At 46.5% G+C, this 1,275-nt stretch carries 1 protein-coding gene; it reads left to right on the forward strand.

Going from position 1 to position 1,275, the window contains the following annotated elements; translation table 11 throughout:
- Positions 1–1,245 (forward strand): N-6 DNA methylase (locus tag ACOCD2_RS20435; RefSeq protein WP_419614738.1); only part of this gene is annotated, 1,245 nt, incomplete at its 5' end.
- Positions 1,246–1,275 lie beyond the last annotated feature (30 nt).

Here is a 1,275-nt window from a genome sequence, read left to right on the forward strand (position 1 = left end):
TTTGATACCAACCCGACAATATGGGCGCTTTCCACGTTAAACATGTTTTTCCGTGGTGATGGTAAAGGCCACATGGAAAATGGTAGCTGTTTCGATAGCCACAATCGCGCATTAATTGACGAAAAATATACACGCGCCTATCTAAATCCGCCCTTTTCACAGGATGAAGAACCGGAACGTATGTTTATCCATACGGCCATGGATGCGTTAGAACCTGATGGGATACTAGCAGCCGTTGTTTATGCAGGAATATTCGCGGATGACGAACACCGCGCATGGCGGGAGAGTTTCTTGCGCGAGCATACATTGCTCGGCATGATCAGCCTGCCAGAAGATATTTTCTATCCGACCGCTGCCCCCACATCCATTATGATTGCGGCCGCGCAAATTCCGCATGGAAACAAGAAAGTATTTATGTCCAGGATATGGAACGACGGATATGAAAAACTCAAAGGAAGGCGTGTACCTGTGCCTGGTGGACAACTGTCTGAAGTTGCCTCAGCGTTCCATACTTTCCTGAAGAACAAGCCAATCAAGTCGCAGATTTGCACAACGATTGACGGCAATATGATGGCTAATGGCGAAGAGTGGAGCCCACAGTTATGGTTGCCTCAACCACAAGCAAGCCAGGCTGAAGTTAAAGCTGCGCAGGAAAATGTGCTCCAGTCCATATTTCGTTGTGTCGCCCATCACCCGGATATGGCTGATGTGGTACTGCCAAACTTCGGTAATCAATATTCCAAATTGCCACCACTTCCAACCAATAAGGAAGAACCCCTGTCATTTTTCTTTGATATACAAAACGGCAAATCTAGCGGTATCAAGAATTATCAGGAGGGCGCTACGCCATACGTTTCAAGTGGTGACGCTACTAATTCTGTTATCGGTATGACTACTGGCCCAGGTGCTGAGATATTCAAGACTGGGGCAATTACACTTACCGCTTTTGGCAACGCTGCACTTCAGCCTTGGCCATTCCTGGCGCGTGGGAACGGTGGGAGTTCAGTCCGCGTCCTTATTCCAAAATTTAATATGTCAGTACGTGAGCTTATTTGGTTCTGCGCGCAACTGAATATGCAGCGGTGGCGTTTTTTCTACGCACGCATGGCGATTAAAGGCAGGATTTCGGAAAGCAATTTTAAATTCAAAAGCCCTAAAAGAAGACTGCCGGATAACGCCAATAATATTGCGAAAAAACTTAAGAAGTTTAGGCAAACCCTAAAAACTGAAAGCAAGCTCTGGTAGCTTACTCCGACGCTAAGGCCTTAATATTTG

The sequence above is a fragment of the Thiolapillus sp. genome, assembly GCF_048562965.1.
Lineage (GTDB): Bacteria > Pseudomonadota > Gammaproteobacteria > Chromatiales > Chromatiaceae > Thiolapillus > Thiolapillus brandeum_A.